At 30.6% G+C, this 18,596-nt stretch carries 15 protein-coding genes; 4 read left to right on the forward strand and 11 right to left on the reverse strand.

All coding sequences use genetic code 11. The features are described 5' to 3' along the window. Positions 1–11 precede the first annotated feature (11 nt). Positions 12–2,489 carry a M14 family metallopeptidase gene (locus H0I27_RS11575; RefSeq protein ID WP_218730856.1) on the forward strand — a complete coding sequence of 826 codons (2,478 nt, stop codon included), beginning with the start codon at positions 12–14 and terminating at the stop codon, positions 2,487–2,489. A gap of 85 nt (positions 2,490–2,574) precedes the next feature. On the opposite strand, the gene H0I27_RS11580 is transcribed toward H0I27_RS11575, so the two are convergent. The 4 genes from H0I27_RS11580 to H0I27_RS11595 all read right to left on the reverse strand — a co-directional run bounded on the left by H0I27_RS11580 (position 2,575) and on the right by H0I27_RS11595 (position 6,366). After that, positions 2,575–3,300, reverse strand: coding sequence for a diphthine--ammonia ligase (locus H0I27_RS11580; protein WP_218730857.1), 726 nt, complete (start codon positions 3,298–3,300; stop codon positions 2,575–2,577). Positions 3,301–3,351: 51 nt separating this feature from the next. Continuing rightward, on the reverse strand, positions 3,352–4,704 hold the full coding sequence (rimO, locus tag H0I27_RS11585) for a 30S ribosomal protein S12 methylthiotransferase RimO (RefSeq protein WP_218730858.1): 1,353 nt from the start codon (positions 4,702–4,704) through the stop codon (positions 3,352–3,354). Positions 4,705–4,869: 165 nt separating this feature from the next. Beyond that, positions 4,870–5,685, reverse strand: a complete 816-nt coding sequence (locus tag H0I27_RS11590) for a 1-acyl-sn-glycerol-3-phosphate acyltransferase (RefSeq protein ID WP_218730859.1) — start codon at positions 5,683–5,685, stop codon at positions 4,870–4,872. Positions 5,686–5,739: 54 nt separating this feature from the next. Beyond that, positions 5,740–6,366 (reverse strand): CoA pyrophosphatase, encoded by a 627-nt coding sequence (locus H0I27_RS11595; RefSeq protein WP_218730860.1) that lies wholly within the window; start codon positions 6,364–6,366, stop codon positions 5,740–5,742. A 93-nt stretch (positions 6,367–6,459) separates the two neighbouring features. Here H0I27_RS11595 and H0I27_RS11600 point away from each other — a divergent pair, with 93 nt between their 5' ends. After that, positions 6,460–6,729, forward strand: a complete 270-nt coding sequence (locus H0I27_RS11600) for a hypothetical protein (protein ID WP_218730861.1) — start codon at positions 6,460–6,462, stop codon at positions 6,727–6,729. Here H0I27_RS11600 and H0I27_RS11605 read toward each other — a convergent pair. From H0I27_RS11605 to cysS, 5 genes are all read right to left on the reverse strand, one after another. Then, a complete protein-coding gene (locus H0I27_RS11605; RefSeq protein WP_218730862.1) occupies positions 6,726–7,037 on the reverse strand; it encodes a DUF6787 family protein in 312 nt (103 codons plus the stop codon). The genes H0I27_RS11600 and H0I27_RS11605 overlap by 4 nt on opposite strands. 40 nt (positions 7,038–7,077) lie before the next feature. Further along, positions 7,078–10,845, reverse strand: a complete 3,768-nt coding sequence (locus H0I27_RS11610; protein WP_218730863.1) for a T9SS type A sorting domain-containing protein — start codon at positions 10,843–10,845, stop codon at positions 7,078–7,080. A 78-nt stretch (positions 10,846–10,923) separates the two neighbouring features. Continuing rightward, positions 10,924–11,769, reverse strand: coding sequence for a prolipoprotein diacylglyceryl transferase (lgt, locus tag H0I27_RS11615; RefSeq protein WP_218730864.1), 846 nt, complete (start codon positions 11,767–11,769; stop codon positions 10,924–10,926). A gap of 98 nt (positions 11,770–11,867) precedes the next feature. Further along, entirely contained in the window at positions 11,868–12,101 is a 234-nt protein-coding gene (gene yidD, locus H0I27_RS11620; protein ID WP_218730865.1) for a membrane protein insertion efficiency factor YidD, read from the reverse strand. 110 nt (positions 12,102–12,211) lie between these two features. Beyond that, a complete protein-coding gene (gene cysS / locus H0I27_RS11625; protein ID WP_218730866.1) occupies positions 12,212–13,690 on the reverse strand; it encodes a cysteine--tRNA ligase in 1,479 nt (492 codons plus the stop codon). 231 nt (positions 13,691–13,921) lie between these two features. Between cysS and H0I27_RS11630 the strand changes: the two genes are divergently transcribed. Continuing rightward, entirely contained in the window at positions 13,922–14,248 is a 327-nt protein-coding gene (locus tag H0I27_RS11630; RefSeq protein WP_218730867.1) for a multidrug efflux SMR transporter, read from the forward strand. 126 nt (positions 14,249–14,374) lie between these two features. Beyond that, on the forward strand, positions 14,375–15,529 hold the full coding sequence (locus H0I27_RS11635) for an MFS transporter (RefSeq protein WP_254713085.1): 1,155 nt from the start codon (positions 14,375–14,377) through the stop codon (positions 15,527–15,529). Positions 15,530–15,597: 68 nt separating this feature from the next. Here the strand turns inward: H0I27_RS11635 and H0I27_RS11640 are convergent, their stop codons facing one another. Both H0I27_RS11640 and recG read right to left on the reverse strand, forming a co-directional pair. Continuing rightward, entirely contained in the window at positions 15,598–16,182 is a 585-nt protein-coding gene (locus tag H0I27_RS11640; protein WP_218730868.1) for an MCP four helix bundle domain-containing protein, read from the reverse strand. Between the two features lie 108 nt (positions 16,183–16,290). Further along, complete coding sequence (gene recG, locus H0I27_RS11645) at positions 16,291–18,387, reverse strand: ATP-dependent DNA helicase RecG (protein ID WP_218730869.1); 2,097 nt, start codon at positions 18,385–18,387, stop codon at positions 16,291–16,293. Positions 18,388–18,596 lie beyond the last annotated feature (209 nt).

Consider the following 18,596-nt stretch of genomic DNA (forward strand, 5'->3'; position numbering starts at 1 on the left):
AACTCTTATTTATGAAATTTAAAATCTTTTTTAGTATTGCTTTCTTAACTATAGGAAGCCTTTTTTCACAAACAGTACAATCTCCTTCCGAATTTTTAGGCTATGAAATTGGTTCTCGTTTTACCAGACATCATAAAGTTGTAGACTATTTTAAATACGTTAGCAATACTTTAACTAATGTAAAATTAGAAAAATACGGAGAAACCAACGAGCACAGACCGTTGTATTTAAGCTATATTTCTTCTCAAGAAAATATAGATGATTTAGAAAATATTAGAAAATCAAATCTATCTCAAACAGGTATTATTGATGGCAATTCGGTTAATAAAAAAGCCATTGTTTGGTTAAGTTACAATGTACATGGTAATGAAGCTTCTAGTACAGAATCCTCTATGTTAACAATTTACGAATTGGTAACCAATAAAAAAGACTGGTTAAAAAACACCGTTATCATCATGGACCCTTGTGTAAACCCTGATGGAAGAGATCGTTATGTAAATTGGTACAACCAAGTAAAAAGTACACCTTTTGATGTTGATCAAGATGCCAAAGAACATCATGAACCTTGGCCAGGAGGAAGACCAAATCATTATTTATTTGATTTAAATAGAGATTGGGCTTGGGCAACTCAAGTAGAATCTCAGCAAAGAATAAAAATGTATAACAAATGGATGCCACATGTTCATGTAGATTTCCATGAACAAGGTATTAATAGTCCTTATTATTTTGCTCCTGCAGCAGCTCCTTTTCACGAAGTTATTACAGAATGGCAAACTGAGTTTCAAACACAAGTAGGTAAAAATCACGCTAGTTATTTTGATAAAGAAGGTTGGTTATATTTTACAAAAGAAAGTTTCGATTTGTTATACCCAAGTTACGGAGACACATATCCTATTTATATGGGAGCAATTGGTATGACGTATGAACAAGCGGGTCACGGACGTGCTGGTTTAGGAATAGACACAAATGAAGGTGAAGTTTTAACTTTAAAAGCTAGAGCAACTCACCACATGACAACCGGTTTATCTACTGTAGAAATTTCATCAAAAAATGCAGAAAAATTAAATACCGAGTTTAAAAAATTCTTTAAAAACAATAATTCTGATTACAAAAGTTTTGTTTTAAAGAATGATAATGATGATAAAACAGATCGTTTAAAAAGCTTATTAGATAAACACGAAATTAAATACGAATTTGCAAACAGCGGACCTGTAAAAGGTTATAATTACAGTACTCAAAAAGAAGAAAAATTTACAACTTCTAAAGGAGATTTAATAATTCATACAGATCAACCAAAAGGAACAATGGTTCAGGTTTTATTTGAACCTAAGGCAAAATTAGTAGATTCTTTAACGTATGATATTACTGCTTGGTCTTTACCATATGCTTACGGTTTTAATGCTGTTGCTTCTAAAACAAAAGTTAGTTCTACTACTAATACAACTGCACAAAGTATTACAAATTCTATTGATAAAAGTGCTTACGCTTACATTGCTAAGTGGAATAGTATTGAAGACGCTACTTTTTTAGCTGCTATATTAAAAGAAAATATGACTCCTCGTTTTGCTGAAAAGTCATTTTCTTTAGAAGGAAATTCTTACGAAAAAGGAACTTTAGTTATTCTAAGAAACGATAATAGAATGGCTAATTTTGATGATAAATTACTTGAAATAGCTAATAATAACAACAGAAAAATTCAAGCAGTTTCTACCGGTTTTGTAGACACTGGTTTAGATTTTGGTTCTGCTAGTGTAAAACCAATTAAAAAACAAAGAGTTGCTTTACTTTCTGGTGATGGAACTTCTTCTTTAAGTTTCGGAGAAGTTTGGTACTTTTTTGAACAAGAATTAAAATACCCTTTAACTGTAATAAACTCAGATTATTTTAGCAGAACAGATTTTTCTAATTACGATGTTATTATACTTCCTGACGGTCGTTACGGAAGTGTATTAAATCAAAACACTTTAGATAAATTATCAACTTTTACACGTTCTGGAGGAACTTTAATTACAATTGGTGGAGCTTTAAATAGTTTTGCTGATAAAAAAGGATTTTCATTGAAACGAAAAAAATCTAAAGAAGAAACTACAGAAACTAATTTAACACCATATGCAAATCAAGAAAGAAAAAGTATAGGGAATTTAATTACAGGTGCAATTTTTAAGAGTAAAGTTGATGCTACACACCCTTTAGCTTTTGGTTATACTGAAGAATATTTTTCTTTAAAATTAAGTGGATCAACTTTTAACTATTTAGAGAATGGTGGAAATGTTGCTTATTTTGAAAAAGGAACCAAAAATATTTCTGGTTATGCAGGAAGTAAAGCTGTTAAAAATGTACCAGAATCTTTATTATTTGGTGAAGAAAAAATGGGTAGCGGAAGTATTATTTATATGGTAGACAATCCTTTATTTAGATCTTTCTGGGACAACGGAAAGCTTTTTGTTGCTAATGCTGTTTTCTTATTAAATTCTGATAATTTAAAATAAGTTACTTGTTAGGTTGAACGCAGTAGAAACCTATTTAAATAATCATATAGTTCTCTACTTCGCTCGAACAGATAATAGTAAAATTCTAACTCAAATCACAATACCAAAAACTCGTATCGTGATTTGAGTTTTCTTTTTTAGGTTGATGACAGTTATCGTCATCATTATCATGCAATGTGTAAGAACGTAACACTTTCTCTCCTATAGAGAACTCAATCGGATTTTTAAAGATAGGTCCATCGAAAACAAAAGTGTGAAACTCTCCATTTTCTCCGCAAACATCTACATTTTCTGGTAAGTCTTTTATAAATTGCTCATCGATAACTCTACCAACAAACTCCTTGCCTAGTAATTTTGCATTTACACAAACAGTAATTGCTTTAAAGCCTAAATCTAAAAATTCTTGTAAAACTTCTTTGGTGTCTTTTTTCCAAAGCGGGTACACACCTGTAATATTTACCTCAGCTAGTTTGGTATCTCTGTATGCTTTTAAATCTTCCAGAAAAATATCACCAAAAATAGTATGAGAATATTTTTTTTCGACTAAAGAATCCATTGCTTCTTTCATTATTTCTGCATACAAATCCATCGTTACATCCACAGGAAATTCTATTGTTTTTAAATCGATTCCTATAGATGCGGCTTGTTTAAATAATAAATCATTTCTAAGACCATGCATAGAAACTCTATTAAAATCTTTATTAATTGTGGTAACTAATAAATCTAAATTGTACGTAGGGTCTTGTAGAATTTTATAAAGTGCCAACGCAGAATCTTTACCTGAACTCCAATTAAAATACGTTTTTTTCATAAGAACAATTTGCATAAAAAAAATCCTACATAAAGTAGGATTTTTGATTATCTATTTTCTTTTTTGATTTAAAGAAATTGGTTTTTCAATTTTAGTTACTGGTGTTCCGTATAAATCGTAATCTCCAGCTTCATGAATTTTAATATCTATAAACTCACCAATTTTAATATAATGTTCTTTTGCATCTACAATAACATCATTATCTACATCTGGCGAATCAGACTCTGTTCTTCCATAGAAAAACTCTCCGTCTTTTCTATCAAACAAACATCTAAATGTTTTTCCTATTTTCTCTTGATTCAATTCCCAAGAAATTTGAGATTGAATTTCCATAATTTCATTTACTCTTTGAAACTTTACTTCTGCAGGTACGTCATCTTCTAAAACATACGCTCCAGTATTTTCTTCATGAGAATATTCAAAAGCGCCCATACGTTCAAAACGCATTTCTTCAATCCAATCTTTCAACTCTTGAAACATTTCTTCTGTTTCTCCAGGATATCCAACAATTAACGTAGTTCTAATGGCCATTTCTGGCACTTTTTCTCTAAATTTATGAATTAAAGCTGTAGTTTTTTCATGGGTTGTACCACGTTTCATAGACTTTAACAACTCTGTATTAATATGTTGTAAAGGAATATCTAAGTAGTTACACACTTTAGGCTCACGTTTCATTACCTCTAAAACATCCATTGGGAAACCTGTAGGAAAAGCATAATGCATTCTAATCCATTCAATTCCATCTACTTTAGCCAAAGCTTCTAACAACTGAGCTAAAGATCGTTTTTTATAAATATCTAATCCGTAATATGTTAAATCTTGCGCGATTAACATTACTTCTTTAATTCCTTTTGCTGCTAATTTTGTTGCTTCTGTAACAATATCTTCAATAGGCGTAGAAACGTGTTTTCCTCTCATTAAAGGAATTGCACAAAACGAACAAGGTCTATCACAACCTTCTGCAATTTTTAAATATGCATAATGTTTAGGAGTTGTTGTTAAACGTTCTCCTATTAATTCGTGTTTATAATCTGCTTCTAAAGCTTGTAAAAGATTCGGTAAATCGTGCGTACCAAAATATTGATCTACATTTTTAATTTCTGCTTCTAAATCTGGCTTATAACGTTCACTTAAACAACCAGAAACAAAAACTTTATCAATTTCACCAGCTTCTTTTCTTTTGGCATAATGCAAAATAGTATCAATAGACTCCTCTTTTGCTTTACCTATAAATCCACAAGTATTGATTACGACAATATTTCCATCATCATTTTCATCTTCATGAACAACCTCTTTTCCATTGGCTTTTAATTGCCCCATTAATACTTCTGAATCGTAAATATTCTTAGAACAACCTAAAGTAACAACGTTAATCTTATTTTTTTTGATGGTTTTTGTACGCATATCATTTTTTTCTGACTGCAAATATACAGCTTAATTAGGGTTTATCTATATAGTTTTTATATGGTTATTAATTACGATTTTTTAATACCAAAAATCTTGTTTTTTCCCATAAAAAAACCTCAAAAAATTCGAGGTTTAATACTTATTATTTTCTGATTAGAATTGTTAACTCCAAAATTCTCTTTTCTTATTCAATTCTTCTTCTTCTTCAGTCAATGCCTCTAACTCATTAACAGACAAAACCTTTAAAAAAGATTTGTGTTGTTCTATAGCAAACTCAATTTTAGTTACTATATCTGCTACACTTTCATTTTCATAATCTATATCTAATGGTTCTTTAATAACCATAGACTGCAATACATTACGTTTTTTAATACTCAAGCCTTTTTTATCAAAAGACCTTCTAAATCCATCAATTACAATAGGCACTACGACTGGTTTGTAGGTTTTAATAATATGAGCTGTACCTCTTCTAATTGGTCTAAAAGGGGTTGTTGTACCTTGCGGAAATGTAATTACCCAACCATCTTTTATTGCTTTTCCTATATTAGAAATATCAGAATTTTTAACTTGTCTTTTTACATCTTTACCATCACTTCTCCATGTTCTTTCTATAGACACAGAGCCCATATAAGCAAAAATTTTAGGCAATATACCTGATCTCATTGTTTCTCCTGCCGCAACAAAATATACATTTAACTTCGGTTTCCATATATAACCTATATTCTTTATAGAATCGTCTCTACCGCTTAAAGAAGCATTAAAAACATGATACATAGCAGCTACATCTGCAAAATAAGTTTGATGGTTTGAAATAAATAAAACTCCAGAATCTGGTAAGTTTTTAAGATTTTCTGAACCTTCTATGTTTAGACTATTGAATTTACGATATCTACCGTGAGATACAATTCCGAAAATTCTTATAAGCCATTTTTTTAGGACTAAAATATGGCCAAATGGATTCCTTTTAAATAAAGGCATTCTATATTCGTTTTTAGTTAGTTTAACAAACTTACAAAACAATTAAGAAAGATGCTATTTAAAGAGTTCTTTAATTTCAGAAAGCATCATAGCTGTTGCTCCCCAAACAATATAACTATCTAATTTAAAGCAAGGTACTTCTACATCCTCCATATAAGAAGTGTTCATTTTTATAGCCGTTAAATTCGTTTCACTTAACAAATCTCTTAATAAAACTTCAATTGTTTGCTCAACTTCATAATTTAGATTAAAATTTGGTTGTTGATTCGCATATCCTAAAAAAGGTGTTGCTAAAAAATTACTTGGAGGAATATAAACATCTGTTAATTCTCTAATTATTTCAATAGATGCCTCAGTTACACCAACTTCTTCAAATGTTTCTCTTAAAGCTGTTTTTTCAAGATTTTCATCTTCAATATCCTTCTTACCTCCCGGAAAACTTATCTGAGCAGAATGTATGCCCTTATAACTTGCTCTCTGTGTTAGCAAAAAACAAGTTTCATTTTTTAAATTTGGATAAAACAAAGCCAATACTGCTGCTTTTCTTGGATTATTTGCAGTAATTTTATCGGCATCGTACTTTAATCTAATTTTTGGAGCTAATTTAAATTGTGCATTTAAACCTCCTAACTCAGTTGTTTTAAGTTGAGATATTTTATTTTTGAAATCATTAAAATTCACTTATAAAAATTTTATTTTAACAAAATTATTCATTTCTATTTTAAACAAACTGTATTTGGCAAGAATTTTGAAAGACCTTATTAAAATACAACTATGACTAAAAAACACAAAAAACTAATTTTAAGCATTGTACTAGATCTTATTGGTATCATTCCAATACCTTTTCTAGATGTTCTATGGGCACCATTATCTAGTTATTTAATGACTAAAATGTACAAAGGGAAACAAGGAAAAATTGCTGCTGTAATTAGTTTTATTGAAGAAGCTCTCCCTTTTTTAGATATTATACCAACATTTACAATAATGTGGTTTTACAGCCATGTAATTAAAAAGGAAGAAGTAGAAGAAATTATAACGCTTTAATCTTCTTTTTTAAATAAAAAACCGAGCCCTAATCTAGTTAAAAACTTTTTTTCAAAAGCCCAAAAGAATTTAAATTGCCCAAAAAACCAACCTACAATTGGAAGTGTAGCTTGGTAAATAGGAAAAATTAATAAAATTCTTAAAGGCCAAAATACCCAAGGATTTGTTGTTTCTTGAGACAGCCCAATGTAACTAGTTATAGGTTTAGCTACCCAAGTAGCAAAAGAACCGTTTATAGAAAACACTAAAATAATTGCAACAATAGACCAATTATTTTTTACTCCCCAACGTTGTTTTAATTTCTCCATATTTTTGCGAAATTACAACTAGGAAACCAATTAAGGAAATTTAGTAGACACTAATTTTTTTACTAAAACTACCATTGGAATTTCTTACTCTAATGATGTAAATTCCTTTTTTAAAATTAGTGGTATTCATTTTTATTTCAGACTGTTTTAAAGTGTTCTTTTTAGAAACAACATTTTGTCCTAATAAATTATATATTTGAACTTCATCTAAAATTTCTTTTGATGAAATAATAAGGTCTTTATCCTGTTTTTTAACAGTAAATTTATTTGTTGCATTAATTTCTAAACCAAGGGTTGTTTTATTAAAAGTTATAAAAAAACGATTATCATAAACACCTGCATCAAGGTTTACTATTGCATTCTTCGAAGTAATATCGAAATAATCTTGAGTTACACTATCATATAAATAAACATCAGAATCTATATCTGTCATGTTATCTATTTTAAATGTAACATCCCTATTTAAATTGGTTTGCACTTTTAAAGGTATTACTAAAGATTGATTAAAATCTTCTATACCTGTAATAGCATACGGTAAATCTTTTCCTTCTATTTCTAAAGCCATATCCGTAGATTTATAATCCCACATTTCTGCTTCAAACCCATCTTCATACTCAGCCGTAAGTCCTCTAAACCCTATACTTACTTGTCTGTGATACGTTTGGTCTGTTAACAAAAATTCAAAACCTATTCTTAAAATAGGGAAAGATGTTTTCTTAGCAACATCTTTATTTTTATGAAATACTTCTGTTGCAGCCCCAGAAACATCAAAAACTCTTTGTGCATTATTAAAACTGACAGTACCTCCAGATGCTGATGCCTCTACAAAGAAACCTTGACCTATATCTATATTCTGATTTGGAGTCTTCGTCCCTATTCCTCCAATACCAGATGCTGGGGCTCCTATACCTGAGGTTCTCGTTGCATAACCTCCTAAATACTCTCCTCTTACATGAGATGTATCATCACCAGACTCATAAAAATAAAGAGTTCCAACAATAACTCCAGAATTATCGGTTATAAAAGTATCTGCATTTATTGGTGTTGGATATGGGTTTCCTAAAACACTCCATGTACCAGAACCATAAGCAGCTATTTCACTGTTGTAGTCTCCATCATTTGGTCTACCTACAAATGTATAATTTTGACCTGTTGCATTTCCTGTACTTTTTTTAGTAAAACCTTCTACAGGATTTAATAACGTTGTAGACTCATCTATCTGCCTTGTCCAATCATTATTATTTACAAACTTAGCCAACCATCTCCTACTTAATGTTATAGGAGAAGTATTATTATCTCCATTATAATTATCTGTAAAAGTAATATGTAAAGGTGTACCAGTTGCTGCTAATGGAGTTGTACCGTCCTTTAAAACTCCTTTTATATTGTATGTTTCTCCGTCTGTTGTTACTGGTGATGACCAATAACTTGTTTGATAAATGTTAGATAAATTCCCTTTTACATCTTTATAAAGGTTTCCTGAACCTGAAGCATTTTTAACACCTGTATGTGTTTGCTTTAATTGAGCACTACCTAATAAACGGATATCACCATTTAATTCTAAAGCATTTGCTACAGTAAGCTCTACTCCATCAGCAACAGTTAGCGTTTGTCCACTTTCAACATGTAAACAATCGCAATTTGTATTTACCGTAATTGTAACATCTCCTTGTGTTCTAATTCCTTTGGTTAAATCTGTTCCACTATCATCTGGTGTTCCAGAATTGTTACCCCCTGTCCAAGTTCCATTATATACAATTTCATTATCAGCACATTCTATAAAATCAAATCCTAAAACGTTTGTTTGTGCAACTGCAAAACTTACATCTGCTGCATTAGAACTTGTAAAAGCCGCGTCTGTAAATGTAAAAATTAAATTAGCTGCAGCTTCATCACTATTTATGTGACTAATTGCTTTCCCTGTAAAACTTAATTGTGCTTCTGTTGATGAGTTATGTGTTAATACTGCGGTTAACCCAGGAGGTACATTCCCTATTGTAACTTCTAAAGCTGTAAAAACACCTGAACTAGCAAAAAAAGTATCGCCTGTTAAAGTAATAATAAAAGGCGTTGTTGTATCATCTATAGTACCATCATTTGGTGTTTCTGGTAAAAATCCTTTGGTATAATATTGGTTAATTTCATCATCTCCAGTACCTGTAATATAAAATCGAGAACCATCTCCATTAAAAACAATATCTGTAATTGTTCCTTCTTCAGCTGCTATAGAAAAGGTATTTGTATTTGTTATTGTACCCGATGTAACATCAAAATTGTTAGTTAGCGTAAATTCATAAATATTATCTCCTGTATCACCTGCTACAAAAAATTTACTCCCATCACTATTAAATGTAAATCCTTCGGTTCTTGTATCAACAGAATTTACAGAATAAAATCCATTAATATCACTAGCTAAGGTTGTTAAATCATAGTCGTTAGCAAGTGTAAATTGATAAATTCGGTCTGTACTACCCGCTAAAATAAATAATTTAAATCCGTCAGCTTTAAAGAATAAATCTCTTGGACTATCTTCATTATCCGTTGCAATTATATTTAGCGAAAAAGTACTTGAATAAGTTGCTGATGACAAATCGAATGGAGAGGATAACGCATATTGGTTAATTTCACTATCTTCACTACCAATCACAAATAGAATTGTTCCTGTATTATCAAAAGCCAATCCTTCTGGTACTTTTTCTTCAGATTCAATAAGTAAAATATTCACTAAAGTTCCTGAACTAATATCATAAGGAGTTGAAAGACTCATTTCTAAAACTCTATCTGATGTAGAACCTACTACAAACAATTTTGTTCCATCCGTATTAAAAACCATCCCTAGTGGATTTAATTCTAATGTTACAAATATAGTTGATGCCGAAGGAGTTACTGAAATAGTGCTAAAATCGTACGTTGGTGATAAAGCATACTCTTTTATGTCTTGATCTACAAAACCAGCCACATATACTTTGGTTCCGTCATTATTTATTAAAAATGCTTCAGGTTTATCCTCTGCTAATAACTTAATAGAATTTGTTTTAGTGCTAAAAGTTGATAGATCATAACCTGTTACTAAATTGTAGCTATTTATATCATCGCCCGAATAACCTATTACATATAATTCTTTACCATTATTATTAAATTCAATTGCTCTTGCTTGCGTTTCTTCTCCACTAATATCTAAATCATCAGTAATTGTAGCTGTAGAAATATCATAATCAGTACCTAAACCAAACTCAAAAACCTTATCTGAACTATAATCTACAATAAACAACTTTGAGCCATCTGCATTAAATCTAAAACCAGAAAGTTCATCTCCATGATTATCTGGTACTAAGTACGCATCAATAGCTGCTTCTGCGTTAAAATAAACCGGAATATTTATTCCCGTATCAATACTAGAAACATTCCATGGAGTAGGCACTACGTATTCTATTACATCATCTCCTGCTCCACCTAGAATATACATCTTTGTTCCGGTAGCATTAAAAATAACATCTTGCGGATTAGACTCTTCTACAAAAACATCAAAATAACCAACTATTGGACCTCTAGATGAAATATCATATGCCGTGTTTAACGAATATTGAATAACATAATCTCCATCAGAACCTATCATATAGAACTTAGTTCCACTATCTCCAAAAATCATACCCGTAGGTTTAATTTCTTGCGTAGGTACTACATATGCACCAACATGAGTAGGAGAAGTTATATTATAACTACCACTACCTGAGTATGATAAACTTTGGGCATTAATAGTTATTTGCAGTAATACAAATAGAAAAAATAAAGGGGATGTAAATTTCATAGTTGAGTTAATTCTATTAAGAATTGAAAAAACTGAACAATAAACTTACAAAAAAATACTTATTATTTAGATATGAAACTATTTTTTCTTCCTTAACATTAACCATAAACCAATTAAAACTAGCGGTATACTTAAAACCTGACCTGTATTTAAAGAGTTTAAAATCCAATCTTCTCTACCATCTACTTGTGCTTCTTTTAAGAACTCTATAAAAAATCTTAAAGACCAAAGTACTACCATAAAAAGACCGAAAAGATATCCTGTTTGTTCTTTTTTATCTGTTTTCCAGAATAAATGCCACATCACAAAAAACAATGCTAAGTAACTGAATGCTTCATATAACTGTGTTGGATGCCTTGGTACTGTTTCTCCTGCTGCTTTAAAAATTACTCCAAAGCTAGAACCTGTTTCTTTTCCATAAATTTCTGAATTGAAAAAGTTTCCAAAACGGATAAAAAAACCTGCTAAAGCAACCATAATTGCCAATCTATCTAAGATAAATAACCAAGGTTTTTGTAAGTGTTTTTTTGCATAAAAATACATCGCGATAGGAATTCCAATTGCGGCTCCATGACTTGCAAAACCAGTAAAACCAGTAAATTTCCATCCTTTTATAATTCCTAATAAAGAATCGTTTGCACTTTCTTTAATAGGTAAAAATATCTCTAATAAATGATTCTGATAATAAGACCAGCTATAGAAAAACACATCTCCTAAACGCATCCCTACAAGCATCGAAACAAAAACATACATAAATAATACATCTAATTTTTCTGCAGGAATTTTATCTTCAACATAAATTTTCTTCATTAGTCTTAAACCTAATAAGAATGCCGCTACAAACATTAGACTGTACCAACGTACGATAAAAAAACCTAAATCTATTCCTATTGAAGGATCCCATGTAATTGCTAAAAAGCTCATATATTTCTTATTCTATGTTGGTCGATCGCAGTCGAAACCTCATTATAAAATCTACTATTATAAAAATATCTCGACTGCGCTCGAGATGACAATTTAATTTATTCTTTTTTATCCGGAACAGGATCATAACCGCTTCCTCCCCAAGGATGACAACTAAATATTCTCTTTAACGCTAACCATCCACCAGAAAACAAACCATGTTTTTGCAATGCCTCAATGGTGTAATGTGAACACGTTGGGCTGTATCTACAAGTAGCTGGTGTAAATGGTGAAATTGCTACTTGATAAAAACGAACTAGCAATATAAATGGAAAAGATAATATTTTTTTCAATGATTAAAATTTAAGAATTAAATGAATAAATCTTGATGATGAGATTTCTCTATCGTTTCTCTTTCGAAATGACAATTACACTCAAAAACTTGAAATTTGTAATTACCTTTTTAATTTATTAAAAAAGTGGTACCTTCTTTTCCGTCTTTTAATTGAATTCCTAATGCAATTAGTTCATCTCTAATTTGATCTGACAAGGCCCAATCTTTATTTTCTCTGGCTTCTTTTCTTAATTTAATCAACAATTCTACAACACCGTTTATTTTTTCTGAATTGTCTTGAGAATTTTCATTCATCAACCCTAAAACATCAAAAACAAATGCATTTACTGTAGTTTTAAATTCGGCTAAATCTTCTGCTTTTAAACTTGCTTTATGTTCTTTTATTTGATTGATAACTTTTACAGCTTCAAACAATTGTGGAATTAACATTGGTGTATTAAAATCGTCATTCATGGCAGCATAACATGCTTTTTTCCATTCTTGAACATTAAAAGTAGATGTTTTTCCTGCTTCAATCTTGTCTAAGAAATTAACAGCTTCCATCAATTTAGAATGTCCTTTTTCTGACGCTTCTAATGCATCTCCAGAAAAATCTAAAATACTTCTGTAATTGGCTTGCATGTTAAAAAAACGAACTACACTTGCAGAAAATGGTTTTGGTAAAATGTTGTTTTCCCCAGATAAAATTTCATTAGGTAAAATAAAATTCCCAGTAGATTTAGCCATTCTCTGTCCATTTAAAGAAAGCATATTTGTGTGCATCCAATAATTTACAGGCGTAACACCACTACATGTTTTAGATTGTGCAATTTCACATTCGTGATGCGGGAATTTTAAATCCATTCCACCACCATGAATATCAAAACTTTCGCCTAAATACTTTGTGCTCATTACGGAACATTCTAAATGCCATCCTGGAAAACCATCGCTCCAAGGAGAAGGCCAACGCATAATATGTTTTTCATCTGCTTTTTTCCAAAGTGCAAAATCTTGTGGATTTTTCTTATCAGATTGACCGTCTAGAGTTCTTGTATTATTTAATAAATCTTCTACTTTTCTACCAGAAAGAATTCCGTAATTTTCTTTTTTGTTATACTCATGTACATCAAAATAGACAGAACCATTTACCTCATATGCAAAACCTTTTTCTATGATTTCTTTAATCATTTCTATCTGCTCAACAATATGTCCTGTTGCAGTAGGTTCTATACTTGGTGGTAGAAAATTATAGTTTTTTAAAACATCATGAAAATCTACAGTATAGCGCTGTACAACCTCCATCGGTTCAATTTGTTCTAAACGTGCTTTTACAGCAATCTTATCTTCGCCTTCATCCGCATCGTTTTCTAAATGGCCTGCATCGGTTATATTACGCACATAACGCACCTTGTAGCCTAAATGCAATAAATATCTATACACAACATCAAAGAACATAAAGGTTCTAACATTTCCTAAATGTGCGTTGCTATAAACGGTTGGACCACAAACGTACATACCCACGTATCCGTCTGTTATAGATTTAAAATTCTCTTTTTTCTTTGTTAAAGAGTTGTATACTTTCAGTTGATTTTCTTTGTACAGTTCCATTAAATAAGTGACTAATTACAGCCGATAAAGATAGACACTTTAAAAAGAATGACGAAATGGATTTTGTTAGAAGTTTACTAACATTTAAAGTTGGTTAAAATAAATATGAATGTTATTCCTTTACTAAGATAAAGTTCTTTAAAAATTATAATTAAATTTACACTTTTATTCATGGAAGATACAAATTTTGTAACATCATGAATAACTAGTATCAAAAAACATACCTTATAAATGAATTGGATTCTATTAATTATAGCAGGACTTTTTGAAGTTGCTTTTGCTGCTTGTCTAGGTAAGGCAAAAGAAAGTACAGGTACAGAAACCACTTATTGGTACATTGGTTTTTTAGTATGTTTATTTATTAGTATGTTTCTACTTTTAAAAGCTACACAAGAGGTACCAATTGGAACCGCGTATGCCATTTGGACCGGAATAGGTGCTGTTGGAACAGTTTTATTAGGAATTCTTGTTTTTAAAGAACCTGCTACTTTTTGGCGACTTTTTTTTCTTTCTACTTTAATCTTTTCTATCATTGGGTTAAAAGTGGTGTCTAATTAAATGTTTTAGTTTTGAGAATAAAAAATAACATTAAAATTAAATAAAACTATTCTATAACATGCTTCTAAGAAGTAGAACAAATAGTACTTTTGCCAAACTTTTAAAAAAGGATGTCAAAAAAATTATATGATTAAAAAGAGTTTATTATCACTAGCATTAGGAACTTTTGCCATAGGAATGACAGAGTTTACAATGATGGGTATTTTACCTGATATTGCTAAAGACTTAAATATTGATATTCCTTCTGCAGGACATTTAATTTCTTTATATGCACTAGGCGTTGTTATTGGTTCTCCCATTTTAGTTCTATTTACCGCTAAATATTCACCTAGAAAAGTATTAATTTTTTTAATGCTATTGTTTGCTGTTTTTAATGCATTATTTGCTGTTTCTCCAATATATTCCCTTTTACTCGTTTCTAGATTTATGGCAGGTTTGCCACATGGTGCGTTTTTTGGAGTTGGCTCTGTAGTAGCTGCAAAATTTGCAGACCCTGGTAAAAAAGCACAGGCAATTGCTATTATGGTTACCGGTATGACAATTGCAAACCTTATTGGAGTTCCTTTAGGTACTTATATTGGGCATCATTTTTCTTGGAGATACACGTATTTAATAATAAGTTTATTTGGTTTATTATCGATGCTTTCGATATACTTCTGGATACCTAAAATGCAACCACTTTCACAAGTTAGTAAAAAAAGTCAACTAGCATATTTTAAAACAAAAAAAGCATGGGTTATAATCGGTATGGTTTCTATTGGAACCGGTGGTTTATTTGCTTGGTTAAGCTATATAGCACCTCTTATGACAGAAATTACCAAAATTAATGAAGACGGAATTCCGTTTGTAATGGTTTTAGTTGGTTTGGGAATGATAATAGGAAACCTTTTAGGCGGAAAATTAGCAGATATTATTACGCCACAAAAAACAGTAACCGTTTCTTTTATATTTATGATGCTCTGTTTAATAATCATTTATTTTACAGCCCACATTCCATTTATGAGTTATTCAATGGCATTTATTACGGGTGTTGCTGCTTTTAGTTGTTCATCTCCAATACAAATGCTTTTAATAGATTCTGCAGAAGGATCAGAAAGTATTGCCGCTGCCGGAGGTCAATCTAGTTTTAATTTAGGAAATACCATGGGTGCTTTTTTCGGCGGATTGCCAATTACGTATGGTTATGCCTATAATTCGCCTTTGCTTATTGGAGTTGGTATGGTAGCAATAGGTATTTGTTTTTCTTATTACTATTTAGTTTTACTAAAAACAAAGGATTAATATAAATGTTATTAAAAAAATAAATCAGATTTATTATTCTGCCTTACAAAATTTAAAATTGAGTCTACTTATTTTTCTTTAGGTTTATAAATTACAATAACCTGAACTACAATACCTAGAAAAATTAATACGTATATTTCTAGTTGTGTAAAAAGCTCTATTGAATCAATTGCCCTCTTACTTATAGACATTTGCCTTTTTCCTTCATTCATTTGAATTTCAGACAATGCATATAAGTTTTCTTTTACATTTAATATCTTACTATTATAAGAACTTTTTTCAAAAGGTGTGGAGTTTTCTGACTCTATTAAAACTGCTAAATTATTTTTAAAATCATTAAAAACTTTAGCTTCTTTTTTGGTTAATTTTGTTCCTTCAAAGGTATTAATAGCCTTTTCAATATCTACATTTACTTGTTTATTTCTACCTAAATAAAACGTAGAGTCCAATTTAGCTAGTGCCAATTCTTTTTCTTGAACAGATTTAGAAATTTTAAAAATTAAATCTTTAGCAACAAGCCTATCTTCATAAATAGTTTCTAAAGAATCTTTTATTCTTACAAAATTATTTCTATCGATTAGATTCGTAGCAATAATTAAAATAAAAATCATTAATATTCCAAGAACCCATTTTACTTTTGTATACAATTTCATTTTTTTTTAGATTAAAACAAACAATATCAAATATACGAAAAATAACAGGTAAAAAAAGCAACTATCCAGATTACAACCGCATCCAACACTTAAAAATGCAATAAAGCACTAACTAATATTAGACCAAATTTTAGAATTTTTAGACAATTCTAAATAGGCTGTTTTAATATTTTTATTTTCTGGTTTCGATAAATTACCATCTTCTTGCAAAATTGCAATTGCTGTATTTCTTGCAGCAACTAAAATTTTAGAATCTTTTACAACATCGGCAATTTTAAGGTTTAAAACACCACTTTGCTGGGTACCCATTAAATTTCCTGGGCCTCGCAATTTTAAATCTACCTCAGCAATTTTAAATCCGTCTGTGGTATCTACCATGGTTTTTAAACGTGTTTTTCCTTCTTCGGATAGCTTATAACTAGACAATAAAATACAGTAACTTTGGTCGGCACCTCTACCAACCCTTCCTCTTAATTGATGTAATTGTGAAAGCCCGAATCGTTCTGAACTCTCAATAATCATTACACTGGCATTAGGTACATTTACACCAACTTCTATTACAGTTGTTGCTACCATAATTTGTGTTTCTCCTTTTACGAAACGCTGCATTTCATGTTCTTTATCTGCAGGTTTCATTTTTCCATGAACAATACTTATTTGATATTTTGGTGTTGGAAAATCTCGAGAAATACTCTCATAACCATCCATTAAATCTTTATAATCCATGGCTTCAGATTCTTGAATTAACGGATAGACAATATACACTTGCCTTCCTTTTTCAATTTCATCACGCATAAATTTAAAAACCGACAATCTATTTTTATCAAATCGATGTACTGTTTTTACTTCCTTTCTTCCAGGAGGTAATTCATCTATTACAGAAATATCTAAATCTCCATATACAGACATTGCCAAAGTTCTTGGAATTGGTGTTGCCGTCATTACTAAAATATGGGGCGGCAAAGAATTTTTAGTCCACAATTTAGCCCTTTGTGCAACTCCAAATCGATGTTGCTCATCAATAATTGCAATTCCTAGGTTTTTAAATTTCACTTTATCTTCTAACAAAGCGTGTGTTCCAATCAAAATATGTAAAGTTCCGTCTTCTAAATTCGCATGGATTTCTCTTCGTTTTTTTATTCTAACCGATCCTGTTAATAAATCGATATTAATATCCATGTCTTTCAACATCTCTGAAATAGCATGATAATGTTGGGTTGCCAAAATTTCTGTTGGCGCCATAATAGTTGCCTGAAAACCATTATCTATAGCTAAAAGCATGCTTAATAAAGCAACAATCGTTTTACCAGAACCAACATCTCCTTGTAAAAGACGATTCATATGCGCACCTGAAGCAACATCTTTTCTAATTTCCTTTAAAACTCTTTTTTGAGCGTTTGTTAAATCGAAAGGTAAATGATCTTTATAAAAAGTATTAAAATAATCACTTACGTTTTCAAAAACAAAGCCTTTTATTTTTGTTTTATTAATGAGTTTCTTTCTCAATAACTGCAACTGAATAAAAAATAATTCTTCGAACTTTAAACGATTTTGGGCTTGAGCTAAGTTTTCTTGATTTTTAGGAAAATGTGCATTCAGCAAAGCATCACGCTTAGACATCAACTTAAAGTCATCTATTATTTCTTGTGATAATGTTTCTGTAAATACTTCAAAAAACTGCTGTAATACATACTGAACATAACTACGCATTAATTTATTTGAAACACCAGAGTTCACTAATCTTTCTGTTGATGGATATACAGGCTGCATTTTAGATTGCAACTTTTTCTTGTATTCCGTAACCAATTCTAACTCTGGGTGTGGAATACTAAAATTGCCGTTATAATGGTTCAACTTACCGTAAACCACATAGAGTTCATTAATTTTTAAAGAGTCTTTAATCCATTTTTGACCTTTAAACCAAACCAATTCCATAGAACCTGTAGCGTCTTGAAAAGTTGCTACTAGCCTACTTCCTCTTTTTTGAGCTACCGATTTTACGCGTGTAATTTTCCCTACAATTTGTACTTCAGAAGAATTGGGCTGTAAATCTTTTATAGCATAAAAAGCTGTTTTATCTATATATCTAAAAGGAAAAAAGTTGAGTAAATCATTACATGTTTTTATACCTAATTCGGTGTACATAAGCGCTGCTCTCTGTACACTAATTCCTTTAATATATGTTATTGGATAGCTTAAATTCAACTGATAGAAATATAAAAAACGAAAATACAGAAATCTACAGGAATAAAAGAAAAAATAATACTTTTTGAAGGTTCTTGTATTTCACAACAAAAGCAATCGTTGATATTCTTACAAAAAAATAGCCCCATTGATTTTTGTAATAAAAACCAATAGAACTATTTAAACAAATAATTAATCCCAACGTTTGCTATTTACAAAACGTCATTTCT

The sequence above is a fragment of the Polaribacter sp. HaHaR_3_91 genome, from assembly GCF_019278525.1.
In the GTDB taxonomy this organism is placed as follows: Bacteria; Bacteroidota; Bacteroidia; order Flavobacteriales; family Flavobacteriaceae; genus Polaribacter.

Coding starts and splice junctions, on each gene's coding strand:
- H0I27_RS11605 (WP_218730862.1), bottom strand. CDS start 7,037: ATGGAGAAATTAAAACAACGTTGGGGAGTAAAAAATAATTGGTCTATT.
- H0I27_RS11580 (WP_218730857.1), bottom strand. CDS start 3,300: ATGAAAAAAACGTATTTTAATTGGAGTTCAGGTAAAGATTCTGCGTTG.
- lgt (WP_218730864.1), bottom strand. CDS start 11,769: ATGAGCTTTTTAGCAATTACATGGGATCCTTCAATAGGAATAGATTTA.
- H0I27_RS11590 (WP_218730859.1), bottom strand. CDS start 5,685: ATGCCTTTATTTAAAAGGAATCCATTTGGCCATATTTTAGTCCTAAAA.
- H0I27_RS11600 (WP_218730861.1), top strand. CDS start 6,460: ATGACTAAAAAACACAAAAAACTAATTTTAAGCATTGTACTAGATCTT.
- H0I27_RS11640 (WP_218730868.1), bottom strand. CDS start 16,182: ATGAAATTGTATACAAAAGTAAAATGGGTTCTTGGAATATTAATGATT.
- H0I27_RS11630 (WP_218730867.1), top strand. CDS start 13,922: ATGAATTGGATTCTATTAATTATAGCAGGACTTTTTGAAGTTGCTTTT.
- H0I27_RS11610 (WP_218730863.1), bottom strand. CDS start 10,845: ATGAAATTTACATCCCCTTTATTTTTTCTATTTGTATTACTGCAAATA.
- H0I27_RS11575 (WP_218730856.1), top strand. CDS start 12: ATGAAATTTAAAATCTTTTTTAGTATTGCTTTCTTAACTATAGGAAGC.
- H0I27_RS11635 (WP_254713085.1), top strand. CDS start 14,375: ATGATTAAAAAGAGTTTATTATCACTAGCATTAGGAACTTTTGCCATA.
- cysS (WP_218730866.1), bottom strand. CDS start 13,690: ATGGAACTGTACAAAGAAAATCAACTGAAAGTATACAACTCTTTAACA.
- rimO (WP_218730858.1), bottom strand. CDS start 4,704: ATGCGTACAAAAACCATCAAAAAAAATAAGATTAACGTTGTTACTTTA.